Source organism: Ruegeria sp. AG7, assembly GCF_056541545.1.
The window spans coordinates 223,184-236,622 of record NZ_JBQFYP010000006.1 but is presented as its reverse complement, the minus strand read 5'-3'; the positions used below and the strand labels follow the sequence as shown (position 1 = coordinate 236,622).

General features: G+C 59.3%; 12 protein-coding genes. 8 read left to right on the top strand and 4 right to left on the bottom strand.

The annotated features are described in order from the left end of the window. Positions 1 to 43: 43 nt before the first annotated feature. The 5 genes from truB (at position 44) to ACR0BF_RS10615 (ending at position 4,389) form a co-directional block, all read left to right on the top strand. The gene (gene truB, locus ACR0BF_RS10635; RefSeq protein ID WP_480624894.1) at positions 44 to 949 is read left to right on the top strand and encodes a tRNA pseudouridine(55) synthase TruB; all 906 of its coding nucleotides are present in this window, start codon (positions 44 to 46) and stop codon (positions 947 to 949) included. 21 nt (positions 950 to 970) lie between these two features. Continuing rightward, positions 971 to 1,474, top strand: coding sequence for a DUF1643 domain-containing protein (locus ACR0BF_RS10630; protein WP_480624877.1), 504 nt, complete (start codon positions 971 to 973; stop codon positions 1,472 to 1,474). Positions 1,475 to 1,569: 95 nt separating this feature from the next. After that, positions 1,570 to 2,604: a calcium-binding protein gene (locus tag ACR0BF_RS10625; RefSeq protein WP_480624876.1), complete on the top strand. Its 1,035-nt coding sequence runs from the start codon at positions 1,570 to 1,572 to the stop codon at positions 2,602 to 2,604. Between the two features lie 143 nt (positions 2,605 to 2,747). After that, positions 2,748 to 3,017, top strand: a complete 270-nt coding sequence (rpsO, locus tag ACR0BF_RS10620; RefSeq protein WP_480474255.1) for a 30S ribosomal protein S15 — start codon at positions 2,748 to 2,750, stop codon at positions 3,015 to 3,017. A 196-nt stretch (positions 3,018 to 3,213) separates the two neighbouring features. Next, the gene (locus ACR0BF_RS10615; protein ID WP_480474256.1) at positions 3,214 to 4,389 is read left to right on the top strand and encodes a S41 family peptidase; all 1,176 of its coding nucleotides are present in this window, start codon (positions 3,214 to 3,216) and stop codon (positions 4,387 to 4,389) included. A gap of 69 nt (positions 4,390 to 4,458) precedes the next feature. Here the strand turns inward: ACR0BF_RS10615 and ACR0BF_RS10610 are convergent, their stop codons facing one another. Further along, positions 4,459 to 5,358, bottom strand: coding sequence for a hypothetical protein (locus ACR0BF_RS10610; protein ID WP_480493945.1), 900 nt, complete (start codon positions 5,356 to 5,358; stop codon positions 4,459 to 4,461). Between the two features lie 176 nt (positions 5,359 to 5,534). Beyond that, positions 5,535 to 7,247, bottom strand: coding sequence for an adenylate/guanylate cyclase domain-containing protein (locus tag ACR0BF_RS10605; protein WP_480605473.1), 1,713 nt, complete (start codon positions 7,245 to 7,247; stop codon positions 5,535 to 5,537). Positions 7,248 to 7,578: 331 nt separating this feature from the next. Here ACR0BF_RS10605 and pnp point away from each other — a divergent pair, with 331 nt between their 5' ends. Both pnp and ACR0BF_RS10595 read left to right on the top strand, forming a co-directional pair. Then, positions 7,579 to 9,729 carry a polyribonucleotide nucleotidyltransferase gene (gene pnp, locus ACR0BF_RS10600; RefSeq protein WP_480493947.1) on the top strand — a complete coding sequence of 717 codons (2,151 nt, stop codon included), beginning with the start codon at positions 7,579 to 7,581 and terminating at the stop codon, positions 9,727 to 9,729. A gap of 176 nt (positions 9,730 to 9,905) precedes the next feature. After that, a complete protein-coding gene (locus tag ACR0BF_RS10595; protein WP_480624875.1) occupies positions 9,906 to 10,910 on the top strand; it encodes a Hint domain-containing protein in 1,005 nt (334 codons plus the stop codon). A 12-nt stretch (positions 10,911 to 10,922) separates the two neighbouring features. On the opposite strand, the gene ACR0BF_RS10590 is transcribed toward ACR0BF_RS10595, so the two are convergent. Beyond that, the gene (locus tag ACR0BF_RS10590; RefSeq protein WP_480624874.1) at positions 10,923 to 11,558 is read right to left on the bottom strand and encodes a DUF1326 domain-containing protein; all 636 of its coding nucleotides are present in this window, start codon (positions 11,556 to 11,558) and stop codon (positions 10,923 to 10,925) included. Between the two features lie 266 nt (positions 11,559 to 11,824). Here ACR0BF_RS10590 and ACR0BF_RS10585 point away from each other — a divergent pair, with 266 nt between their 5' ends. Further along, positions 11,825 to 12,514: an outer membrane protein gene (locus tag ACR0BF_RS10585; protein WP_480624873.1), complete on the top strand. Its 690-nt coding sequence runs from the start codon at positions 11,825 to 11,827 to the stop codon at positions 12,512 to 12,514. 130 nt (positions 12,515 to 12,644) lie between these two features. Here ACR0BF_RS10585 and ACR0BF_RS10580 read toward each other — a convergent pair whose 3' ends face one another. Next, the gene (locus ACR0BF_RS10580; RefSeq protein ID WP_480517988.1) at positions 12,645 to 13,295 is read right to left on the bottom strand and encodes a peroxiredoxin; all 651 of its coding nucleotides are present in this window, start codon (positions 13,293 to 13,295) and stop codon (positions 12,645 to 12,647) included. Between the last annotated feature and the right edge of the window lie 144 nt (positions 13,296 to 13,439).

The window sequence follows — 13,439 nt, the reverse complement described above, 5'->3', positions numbered from 1 at the left end:
TGATCCGCTAACTCGCGCGCCTTAGCAAGATTCAAGGTGCATGATGGGACGTAAACGCAAGGGTCGCGACATTTCCGGCTGGCTGGTGGTGGACAAGCCCGCGGGCATGACCTCGACCGCCGTGGTCAACAAGGTGCGTTGGGCGATGGATGCCAAAAAGGCGGGCCATGCAGGCACGCTGGATCCCGAGGCGACCGGCGTTCTGGCAATTGCCTTGGGTGAGGCAACCAAGACCGTTCCCTATATCACCGATGCGTTGAAAGCCTATACCTTCACTGTGCGCCTGGGGCAGGCCACCAACACGGACGATGCCGAGGGCGAAGTGATCGCGCAAAGCGATACGCGCCCCTCGGATGACGATATCAAGCAGGCGCTGACCCGGTTTCTGGGCGATATCATGCAGGTGCCGCCCAAATTCTCGGCGGTGAAGATCGACGGCCAGCGCGCCTATAAACTGGCCCGCGATGGTGAGGACGTGGAGCTGACCGCCCGCCCCCTCTGGGTCGAGGAACTGATCCTTGTCGACCGCCCCGACGAAGATCACGTGCTGCTGGAAATGACCTGCGGCAAAGGCGGTTATGTGCGCTCGATTGCCCGCGATCTGGGCGAGGCGCTGGGTTGTCACGCCCACGTCAAGGAACTGCGCCGCATCTGGTCCGGCCCCTTCGAGGCCGAGGACGGGTTAAGCATCGAGCAGATCGACGAAATGGCGAAAACAACCGCGCTGGACGAATATCTGCACCCGCTGGAAACCGGCCTGTCCGACCTGCCCGAACTGAAATGCACACCCGAAGGCGCCACCCGCCTGCGCAATGGCAATCCGGGCATGGTTCTGGCTGGGGACGTGGAATACGGCGACGAGGCCTGGGCATCGTTCGACGGCAAGGCCCTGGCCGTGGGCATCTATAAATCCGGTGAATTGCACCCCAGCCGGGTGTTCGTCGACTGAGAGCCGTGTTAGGCGAAGGGCATGATCACCCGTTCCCATACCAAGGGCGACGCGCCCTCGACCGCCATCTATTCCGATTGCGAGAAATACCGCTATAGCCTGACCCGTGTGTGGGACCCGACAGGGCGCAAGGCATTATTTGTGATGCTGAACCCGTCAACTGCGACCGAGGTGCAGAACGATCCGACAGTGGAACGCTGTGAACGGCGCGCACGCGCGCTTGGGTTCGGCGCGTTTCAGGTCACGAACATCTTTGCCTGGCGCGACACCGACCCGCGCAAAATGCGGGCTGCCGCCGATCCGGTCGGGCCCGAGAATGACGCGGCCATTCTGGACGGCGTGCAATGGGCCGATCAGGTCATCGCGGCCTGGGGCACGCATGGTGCGCATCTGGAGCGCGGCCCTGCGGTCGAGACCCTGTTGCGAGGCACCGGCCAATCGCTGTTCCATCTGGGCCTGACCAAAGACGGTCACCCCAAACATCCGCTTTATATCGCCTATACGCGGCAGCCTGAGGTCTGGTGACAAAGGATTAACCATTTCAAAGGTTTACCTTTGACCTGATGACGGGCGACATGGGATATTCCACCCTCGGAGCATCATGCTTTCGGAGGGGTTCAATGTTTCTGGCCGGATTGCTTGGACTGGCCGCCATCGGCGGCGCTGCTTACGCGATGAGCGATTTTCTGATCGAAGAGGACGACACGCCGGATGAAAACCCGGAAGGTGAGCCATCGGCTGAGGTTGATACCGGTGAGTTTCTGGTCATCGGTGAAGGTGTCGAAGACCCGGAAAACGCTAACACCGAACCTTCGCCGGACAGTAGCGAGGCACCCTCCACCGGGACTGTGATCTCGGAATTTGAAGGCGATCTCGTGATTGCCGGTGGCGATGGTTCGGACGTGATTACCGGGCAGGACGGTGTCGATCAGATCAACGGCTACGGCGGGGACGACACGATAAACGGTGCCAAGGGCAACGACGTTCTGCACGGGGGCGACGGCGCGGATGAAATATCGGGCGGGCAGGGAAATGACATCCTGCACGGTGAGGCGGATGGCGACCTTTTGTTCGGAGATGACGGGGATGACGCCCTTTACGGTCACTTTGGTGACGACACTCTGGATGGCGGTGCGGGTGAGGACGAACTGTTTGGCGGTCAGGGCGACGACAGGCTGGACGGCGGCGCAGGGGATGATGCGTTGCAGGGCGGGTTCGGGGATGATGTTCTGAACGGTGGCGAAGGTGAGGATACTGTCTTTGGCGGGGACGGAAACGACTTTGTTTTCGGGATCGAAGAAGGTGCCGCCGAAAGGGATTTCCTGAACGGCGGTGCGGGTGACGATACCATTCTGGCAGGCGGCAAAGACGTGGTGACGGGCGGAGCCGGGGCCGATGATATCGTGCTGAACCCCGGCGACGATCAGGTGACCGTGATGGGTTTTCAACCCGGCGAAGACAAGCTGCTGGTGACGTGGGAGGATGAGACCGACCCGGCAATCGAGGTTGAGGTCGACGCCGAAAACGCCAACCTGACAAGGGTTTTCATAGATGGCCAGGAAGTTGCGCAGGTATATGGTGCCGAAGGGATGACAGCGGCCGACATTCAGCTGATCACCGAAGCCCAGTTGGCGCAATACGGTCAGATGATCTGAGCCCACAGAAACCCTTTGCCATTTGGGTCAAATGCGCTTATACGCGCCCATCCGCATCGGAATCGGTGCGGTCTTCTCCATGGGCCTGTGCTGGACGACATCCCGGCCTGCGCCATCAACTCTAACCTTAAAAGGAGACCCCGATGTCGATCACTGCCGCTGAAAAAACACGCGTCATGCAAGAATTCGCAACCAAAGAAGGCGACACCGGTTCGCCTGAAGTTCAGGTTGCTATCCTGACCTCGCGCATCAACACCCTGACCGAGCACTTCAAGACCCACAAGAAAGACAACCACGGTCGTCGTGGTCTGCTGAAAATGGTTGCTCAGCGCCGTAAGCTGCTGGACTACCTGAAGGGCAAGGAAGAGGCGCGCTACCAGGACCTGATCAAAAAGCTGGGCATCCGCCGCTAAACGTAATTGTTACGTTTTGTACCGGTTCTGAACCCCGGTTTGTAAGATTTGTACGCCCGCCCAATTGGCGGGCGTTTTCTTATGTGGACGAATGTCAAGTATTCCAACCGACCAAAGCTGCAGTGGTAAACTCAATCTTGGTTGGCAAGGTGAGCCCAATCTGGACATTGACGAACGGCCATGCGCATCGTGAGGCATGTCGCTCACGGAAGACCTAAACCAAATTTTAGAAACTGTCTTGCCGACCGATCCCAGCTTTCAGCAGATCGAATATGCGGTGATAGACAATTGCATTAGTGAAACCCGGCGATACGCCTTGGAAGGCTCCACCGAAGCCTTCTTGATGTCCGCGATGCGTCTACTGGCACTTCCCGACAATGGGCACACACGGCTGATCCCGAACGATGCGATCAAAGTGCTTCCGCTGAGGTTCGTGAGCGTAGGGCGTTCTGTGCAACTCGTCGGCGCGTTTCCAGAGATAACTGCACCACGAGGAGAACTTATTGCGGTTAACGGCGCAGCTTTGAGCCAGATTGAAGCAAAGGCGGAGCAGTTTCTTGCGGGAACGTGCCAAAGGAAGCGAGTCATCGGACCGATTCTTTTGGCTTGGCCGTACGCCTTGGCACGTTTGGGTTTTTCGTCAAACGGTGGAACGACCGAGTATCGTGTGCAGGACGAGAATGGGCAGATAACCAATCTGAAAGTGGCAAATGGAAACACTGTTCCTGGATCGATGCTCTACCCGAGAAATGAGCACGGCAAGGATGATCCAACCTGGGTGCCTGAGACTTTTGCGGAAATAAAGGACTGGCAAGATCTTGGGCTATCAATAGCGTTGCCGAGCTTTTTTGCTCCGAACGAAACAACGCTGCACAAAGCCGTCTCAGCCGCGGTGGAACGCGTGCGCGCCCGTCCGAACGGAACGCTTTTGATTGACGTTCGCGGAAACACCGGCGGCGATTTTCTTCTGACTATGCCTTTGATAGACGCGATCTCGCAAATCGCAAGCAAGCAGGTTGTTGTGCTTGTTGATAAATTCACGTTTTCCGCGGCGATAGTGTTTGTGGCCATCCTCAAACATCGTTTGGGAAACAGGCTCAAACTCATCGGGGAAGAAATGGGTGACGGGTTGATGTTCTTTGCCGAGGGCGGGTTGCTCGATTTGCCGACCAGCGGGGCGGTTGTTCGATACTCATCAGCCTTTCACGATTGGAAGAATGGAAGGACTGACAAAACCACTCCGCCCGAAATCGCGCGGAAGATCGTTCCCGTAGGGGCACTGAATTTGGATTTGGAATGGGTCGCAAGTCGTGCAGATGAGGATGCGGACGGCGCCTTCTATCAACGAGTTCTCAGAAGCATGAGCACTTAGGCAAACAGCCGCGACGGCACCGCGGTGCCCATCCGCGACGCCGCTCGGTATGGCTTTTGATGTCTCTGGTCAGATTGCCTGCCACTTTTTGTAGGTATCGACCGCCAAGGCGGTGTCGATCACGAACATCGCAACCGCGGTTACCATCGCCAGCATCGACAGCCAGAACGACCCGCTTGCCGAGGCGACGGCCAGGGTCATGCCGCCGACGCAGGTGGCAATCGCAGCGGCTTTTTCAAGGCCGCTCATGTCGGTCAGAACGATGCCCGCAAGTTTGGTGAACCCGACGGACGCCTTGGCGACGCCCAGCATTGCCTTCATCATGGCCAGATCGCTGCCCGCCGTTCCGGCCTTGGCGATTGCACCGGCGTGGCGGCTGATCGGGCCGCTGCATTTGACGGCAATCCCGGCCCCGGCCCGTGTCACCGTCTTGGTTCCGAGCGCCTGATAAACCCCCAGCGCGGCCATGGCCATCGTGATGATATCGGCAAACGCCTTGGCGGCGGCCCCGATAAAGGTGTTCAGCGCGGCCTTCTTGCGCTTTTTCCTGCTGGTGCCCAGCGGAGCCCCCAAAAGCGGCGTGTCCCCCTGCATCAGGATCAGGCTGTCCGCAGTTTCATGCACCGAGAACGGCGCGGCATCGACGGGAACCGTGGCGGCTTCGGCCTCGGGTATCGGGTCGGGAGACAGGAACCGCGCCTTGATCTGCGCCTGCTGGTCGGCCGGTAGCGCGCGGATATCGGCCCCTTCGTCTGAGGCATAAAGCTCTTCCCATGCGCTTTCCATGATCGCGGCCACGTCCGCCGCGCTTGGTTCGGCGGCGGGGGCTGTCATCAGCGGCATCTTGGGGCCTGCATCAAGGTCGATGTCCTCCACCGCGTCCTCGGGGAGCTTGTCGAGCATCTCGATGAATGACTCGTCGAACACATCAGGGTTGAATGAAATGCCAGAGGCGGAATGGAGCTTCATGGGTAAACCTACTTTCTTTAACTTTGACACAATAAGCCTGCACAATAGACGAGTTTTGAATTCTCTCTGTGGTGAACATCACACTTGAACAGACAGTCGCCCCCCCCGGACGCCGCCAGCCGGGGCGCGCGCGGCGTTTCGTGGCAGCAGCAGGACGCGTGTCTGTAGATCAGCCGTTATTCGGGAAGACCGGCCTTTTTCCACCCTTCGCGCCAGCTTTCGGAACAGGCCGGAACGGTAAAGATCGGCAGCCTGGTCTGATCCGAGGAAGCGGTGATATCCGGGCGCAATGCTTTCAGGTCGCTTATCGCCGCCTGCGCCGCTGCGGCATCCGACATTTGACCCAAGGCGGCAATAAGCATCAGGTGGCTCATGACAAATCCGGACCGAACGGCCAGAGCGTCACGCGCTGCGGCGGCGGCCTCGTCATACCGGCACAGCTGAAACAGTGCACTTGCCCGGGCGATATGTGCCGCATGACGCATCGGGTCTTTCGGGCTGAGTTCAATGGCATGTGTTGCGTGGTCCAAAGCCTCATCCGGTCGGTTCAACATGCACAGGTTGATGGAGGCGAGCATGTGAACACTTGCAGCATTGGGGTTTTCGGCCAGCGCCTGTTTGAACGCCGCACGCGCACGCGGCAGGTCGCGGGCCAGCATCGAGATTGAATGCGCCGCATAAGCCATGGCAATGCCGTCGGAGCGGTCGCTCATGAGAACGCGTTCAGCCGCGCTGATGGCGGCCTTGGGCCCTTCGCCGATGGGATCAAGCCCCTGCACAAGCCGCTGAATATGCAGCCAGGCCAGCAGCCCTGCGGCAGCGGCGTAATCCGGGTCGCGGTCCAGCGCCAGCGTTGTCAGCCGGATGGCTTCGCGATTGGCGTCATCTGTCAGCAGATGAAAATGCGACAGCGCCTGAAGGTAGAGTTCATAGGCTTCGAGATTTTCTGTCGGCTTGGCGCGGGACCGGTTCGTTTCGGCGTGGCGCAGCGATGGCTCGATCGCTGTGACGACCTCTTGCGTGACCTTGTCCTGAAGGTCGAAGATATCGTCCAGCACTCCGTCAAAGCGATCGGCCCACAGGTGGCTGCCATTTTCCGCATCAATCAACTGCCCGGTGATCCGGACACGCTGTCCCGCGCGTCGGACGGACCCTTCCAGCACATACCGAACCCCGAGCGTCAGGCCGACCTGTCGGATATCCGTCGTTTTTCCCTTGAAAATGAAGGACGAGTTGCGGGCCACGACCATCAGCCAGCGAAAGCGCGACAGTTCCGTGATGATGTCTTCGGTTATGCCGTCGGCAAAGAACTCTTGCTCGGGGTCGCCGGACATGTTGTCGAAGGGCAGAACGGCGATCCCCGGACGAGTGTCGGCGGGTGTAGCAAGATGGGCGGTTGAACCCTTTGGCCAGCACCAGACACCAACGCGGCGCGTGATGTTCTTCAGCTCGGCCTGCCCGCCGCCGTCGAACAGGGCCGCATCGCCCCGGTCAAGGCTGTGATGCGCCGTGTCCGAGATCAGGATCTGGTCGGGTTTGGCCAATGCTTCGAGCCGGGCAGCGACATTGATGCCATCACCGAAAATGTCTTCGCCTTCCGTGATGACCTCACCCGTGTGAATACCGATGCGCAGCCGCAGCCCTTCGGGCTTGTCGCAGGATTGCAGGGCAATCGCAAAATCCGACGCGTCGGACGTTGACCGGAATTCGGCGATCCAGCCATCCCCCATGCTTTTGATCAATGTGCCGTTGTGGGTTTCCAGCAGGGCAGTGAGCGTGTCGTCACGGAACGATTTCAGCGCTGCAAGTGTACCCTGCCGGTCCTGATCCATAAGCGCCGAGTACCCGACAACGTCAGCCGCCAGCACTGTCGTAAGCCGTCTTTTCATTCGCACCCCCAATGAAAGTGAGGTTAGCGCAGTGATCCGGTTCTGTCAGGCCATTTCCCGGACGGGGGGCAATGGCACGCATCGCACCATCATGCGGCCCCTGTGCCTTGTATCGCGCTGCGAGGGGTCAGGGCCTGCCTCAGCATGATCCGGCCAGCTTTTTCGGTTTCGCTTTCCTTCCAACGCATTCTCATGTATGCGCGCGGTATCTGAGACGTTGTGCCCTGACCCCGGCACTCGAACGGAAGATAAATGGGGTCGGCGGCAATGGGGCCGCCATGCAAAACCGGAGACCCGCAGGGGCGGGAGTGCTCCGTTCTAGGATACGCATATGTTTGATGTAACGAAGAAATCGATGCAGTGGGGCGAGGAGACGCTGACACTGGAAACCGGCAAGGTTGCCCGTCAGGCCGACGGCACCGTGATTGCCACGCTGGGCGAAACCAGCGTCATGGCCAACGTGACCTTTGCCAAGAGCCAAAAACCCGGTCAGGACTTTTTCCCGCTGACCGTACATTACCAAGAGAAATATTATGCCGCCGGTAAGGTTCCGGGTGGCTTCTTCAAGCGCGAGGCGCGCCCGACCGAGAAAGAGACGCTGACCGCGCGTCTGATCGACCGTCCGATCCGCCCGCTGTTCGTTGACGGTTTCAAAAACGAAGTTCTGGTGATGTGCACCGTGCTGAGCCACGATCTGGTCAATGATCCCGACATCGTTGCGATGATCGCCGCGTCGGCTGCGCTGACCATTTCCGGCGCGCCGTTCATGGGCCCGATCGCCGGTGCCCGCGTTGGTTTCGTGGATGGCGAATACGTCCTGAACCCGACCGTGGACGACATGCAGGACCTGCGCCTGAACCCTGAACAGCGTCTGGATCTGGTTGTTGCCGGTACCAAAGACGCCGTGATGATGGTTGAATCGGAAGCCTATGAGCTGTCCGAGGCCGAAATGCTGGGTGCGGTGAACTTTGCGCATGAGCAGATCCAGCCGGTCATCGACCTGATCATTTCGCTGGCCGAAGACGCCGCGAAAGAGCCGTTCGAATTCGTCGCACCCGATTACTCGGAGCTTTACGCCGCCGTGTCGGCTGCCGGTGAAGAGCAGATGCGCGCCGCGTTCGCGATCACCGACAAGCAGGAGCGCACCGCCGCTGTTGCCGCTGCCCGTGAAACGATCAAAGAAGCGCTGACCGAGGAACAGCTGGAAGACGCCAACCTTGGTTCGGCGATGAAAAAGCTGGAAGCCGGCATTCTGCGCGGTGACGTCGTCAAGGGCGGCAAGCGCATCGACGGTCGTTCGACCACCGATGTTCGCGCCATCGAAGCCGAAACCTCGTTGCTGCCGCGCACACACGGCTCTGCCCTGTTCACCCGCGGTGAAACCCAGGCGCTGGCCGTGACCACGCTGGGCACCGGCGACGATGAGCAGTTCATCGACGCGCTGCACGGCAACTTCAAATCGAACTTCCTGCTGCATTACAACTTCCCCCCCTATTCGGTTGGTGAAGTGGGCCGCGTGGGTTCGCCCGGCCGTCGCGAGATCGGTCACGGCAAGCTGGCATGGCGCGCACTTCAGGCGGTTCTGCCTGCGCCGACCGACTTCCCCTATACCATCCGCGTGGTGTCCGAGATCACCGAATCCAACGGCTCCAGCTCGATGGCGTCTGTCTGCGGCGGTTCGCTGTCGATGATGGATGCAGGTGTTCCGCTGAAAGCCCCGGTTGCCGGTGTGGCCATGGGCCTGATCCTGGAAGATGACGGGTCTTACGCGGTTCTGACCGACATTCTGGGTGACGAAGACCACCTGGGCGACATGGACTTCAAGGTTGCGGGTACTGCAAACGGCATCACCTCGCTTCAGATGGACATCAAGGTCGCGGGCATCACACCTCAGATCATGGAAACCGCCCTGGCACAGGCCAAGGACGGTCGGATGCACATTCTGGGCGAGATGGGCAAAGCCCTGTCCGAGACCAACGAGTTCTCGGTCCACGCACCGCGTATCGAAACCATGAACATCCCGACCGACAAGATCCGTGAAGTGATCGGTTCGGGCGGCAAGGTCATCCGCGAGATCGTCGAGGTTTCGGGTGCCAAGGTCGACATCAACGACGATGGCGTCATCAAGATCGCATCGCCCGATGGGGAATCGATCAAGAAGGCTTATGACATGATCTGGTCGATCGTGGCCGAGCCGGAAGAAGGTCAGGTCTATACCGGCAAGGTGGTCAAGATTGTCGATTTTGGTGCCTTCGTGAACTTCTTTGGCAAGCGGGACGGTCTGGTCCACGTGTCCCAGATCGAAAACCGCCGCCTGAACCATCCGTCGGATGTTCTGAAGGAAGGTCAGGAAGTGAAGGTCAAGCTGCTGGGCTTTGACGATCGCGGCAAGGTCCGCCTGTCGATGAAAGTGGTCGATCAGGAAACCGGTGAAGAGATCGTTCCCGAGAAGAAAGAAAAGAAAGAGGAAAGCGCCGAGTAATCTGCCAACCCTTAGATTGAATGCGAAAGGCCCCGGTTTCGACCGGGGCTTTTTTTGTACGTGCGGTCAAGAACACCGGGTGTCCCGTGGCTTGGTAAATCAAATGTTAACACTTCATGCGTGTATTTACTCAACCATAAGGATGATCATGTTGCATTCAGGGATGCTTTTCGACCGTGGCCTCGATTACCGTTTTCGAAATCAGCGCAGACCCCTACAGCAATAAAAGCGTCGATATAACCGCCGCTTATTCCGTTGACATCACCGACAATGACGCCTTGTTGCAGGATCCCGACCCTGACAGCGCGCAGCTTGACCTGTCGGCCCTGCCCGGTTTTTCCGGGACAAGCCAGAATTTCAGCACCTTCGAAAGCTATTCGGGAACGGTGAACGGGGCGCCTGTCACCTTCATTCTGGTTCAGTTCTCGAACCCGCGCTACATCATCGTCACCTCGGGTCAGGCGCAGTTGAACGATACGATCACGGGGACCAGCTTTGGCGGGACGGCAGCGCCAACCACCTATCAGACCTTGCCGTCTTTCGTGTGTTTCACCGCCGGGTCCCTGATCCGGACGCCCGTCGGGCTGCGCCGGGTCGAGACGCTGAATCCCGGCGACCCGGTTGTCAACGCCAAGGGCCATACCCGCCCGGTGCGCTGGATCGGCAGGCGTCGCTTGTCAGCGCAGGAGTTGCAGCAGGACCCTCATCTCTGCCCGGTACGGATCATGGCGGGGTGTTTCGGGACAAACAGCCCAAGCCGTGATCTGGTCGTCTCACCACAACACCGGATCGCCGCCACCTCGGCGATGATGGAGCTAATGCATTGCGAGACCGCGATGCTGGCCCCGGCCAAGGGGCTGATCAACGGGCGAACAATCGTTCAGGAGCTGCCCGCGCAAGGGGTCGAATACGTCCATATCCTCTTTGACCGGCATGAGCTGGTGAACGTCGAAGGCATCTGGTCCGAATCCTTCTATCCCGGTGGCACGACATTGGGCGCGATGGCACCCGCCACAAGGCGCGAGCTGTTCACCCTGTTCCCGGATCTGGCCTGCGGTGCCGGTGGCTATGGATCAACCGCGTTGCCGGTGCTGAAACCCTTTGAGGTTCGGGTGCTGAAGGCGGATCTGACGCTGCCCTGCTGGACTCCTGTCCCGAACACATCTGCACACGCCGCCTGACAGGGGTGCCGATCAGTGGGCAACCCCGCCGGGGCCGTGTTTCAGTAGATGCCACTGGCCATAGCTGTCCTTCAGGTCCAGCTTGATCGCGGCATCAGAGCGGGTCGAGGCGCTGCCGATCTCGGCAATGGAAAACTCGATCCCGCCGGGGATATCGATGCGCACACGATGCGCGCCGCCGCCATGTGGGGCCTGGATCGGCTGTCCGGTGGATTTCAGGACATCACCAACGGAAACGCTGGCCGTGCGTTCTTCGAGGTCCATCTCGAATTCGATCGGCAGGTAGAGCGTGTCATGGACCGTCTCGCACATTGCCCTGAACACGTACCAATGCGTCGCCATCTCTTCGGTTTCTTCACCGTGAAAGACCTTTTCCAGCGCGTCGCGCTGTGCCGGGGTTGCTGCGGGATCGACGATCACCTGCATCTCGCCGCCGCCTTCAAAGATCGGCCCCGGCCAGGCATAGATCAGCGCGGCTTTGGTCCCGCTAAGGTCGGTGTCACCGAAATGCCCTTTGCTCACCTCCAGCACTTCGAACCCCCGGCAATCGCCATGGGTCGGCAACTCTTCGAACTGGCAGGGGCAGGCATAGCCGCAATTGCAGTTCCCGAAACTCTCTCCTTCAACATACCAATCTGTAAAAGCCATGGTCTTCTCCCGCTAAGTACAGTCCGAAAGCCCGAGGTGATTGGTCTTATGCCTGAGTTTTGCCCCGGAACATCCTATCACAAATTGCCCCGAACCAGAACCTGAGGACCATGAGACGGCAGATGAACGGGCCTGCCCAGCCCCGGATCTATTCATTCACGCGCGTCCAAAACCCTGTGAAACGAAGTGATAGCCCCGCGCCTTTCCTTTCCGCCAAGCCCGCCCACATCGAAGCCAAGCAGAGTTTTGGAGCAACGGAGACAATCATGATCAAGCACGTTTTACTTACCTCAACGGCCCTCGCCGTCAGCGCGACGGCGCTTGCCGCGCAGAGCCTGGGCGACGGCACCTATATTCAGGGCTTTGTCGGGTACAGCCAGCTGCAGGACAGCGATTTCGCGGGCACGATCGGCGGCACGCCGCAATCGGTCGACACGGAGTTCGACGCGGGTTTCGGTCTGGGCGTGGCCATCGGCAAGGAGATCCCGCAATGGTCCAATGACAGGTTCGGCACGCGGATTGAGCTGGAGCTGTCTTACCGCGACAGCGACGTGGATGGTGTGAACTTCTCGGGCAACGGGCCGGGGGCCGAGGGCAATATCTCGGGCGATGTCACGCAGACCTCATTGTTTGCCAATGTGCTGTTTGATTTCAAACAGGCGGGTGCGCTGACGCCCTATGCCGGGTTTGGTCTGGGGGCCACCTATTCGGATCTGGATTTTGCCTATGGGCCGGGTGTGGTACTGGATGACAGCGACACCACCTTTGCCGCGCAGCTGATCGCCGGTGTGGCTTACGAGATCAACCCGTCAACCGCCTTTACCGTCGACGCCCGCTATGCCCGCGCCTTTGACGTCTCGTCGCGGCGACTGGCCCCGAACGGCGCGTTGACCGGCATTGTCGAAGACGATCTGGATACGTTCAGTGTCAATTTCGGGCTTCGGTACAAGTTCTGAGGTCTAGGGGCAGGTTTCTCTCAGGTCATCCTGCCCCTGCCTGCTTCATCTGGCCCCAAATATCCTCGGGGGGAATCGTGCCGGCAGGCGCGATGGGGGGGCAGACAGCCCCCCTGACCCGGGAACCGCCTCAGGACGGCGCTTTGGTCTTGCGCAGATAGGGGAAGATCGTCTCGAACGCGCCGAATTTGGCCTTGGCGTCTTCGTTCGACACAGACGGTGGGATGATCACGTCTTCACCCGGCACCCAGTTGGCGGGCGTTGCGACACCTTTCGACGACATCTGCAACCCATCCAGCGCGCGCAGAATTTCCGCAAAGTTGCGACCCACGGTCATCGGATAGGTCATCGACAGTTTCAGCTGCTTGTCCGGGCCGATAATAAAGACCGACCGCACGGTGGCGCTGTCAGCCGGGGTGCGGCCATCGGGCAGGTAAGCTTCGGCAGGCAGCATGTCGAAGGCTTTCGACACGGCCAGACCGTCATCAGCGATGATCGGGAAACTGGGATTGGCCTTGCCGTATTCCTCGATGTCCTTCTTCCATTTCTTGTGGTCTTCAACACCGTCAACCGACACGCCGATCACCTTTGTGTTGCGCGCGGCCCATTCGTCGTTCAGCTGCGCGACGGCCGAGAATTCGGTGGTGCAGACAGGCGTGAAATCCTTGGGGTGCGAGAACAGAATGGCCCAGCTGTCGCCAATCCAGTCGTGAAACTGAATGGTGCCCTGATCTGTTTCTGCGGTGAAGTTCGGGACCGTATCGTTGATGCGCAAACCCATGGCTACTTCCTTTCCTGTTGAAAATCCGAGTCGATTGCCTGAAACCTAATCACTTTGTGCGAAGGTTAAACCTTTCATCGTGGTCGCGGCCAAGGAATTTGCCGGTTTCACTTGAAAAATAATTTGATCAAATTATCTATTGCC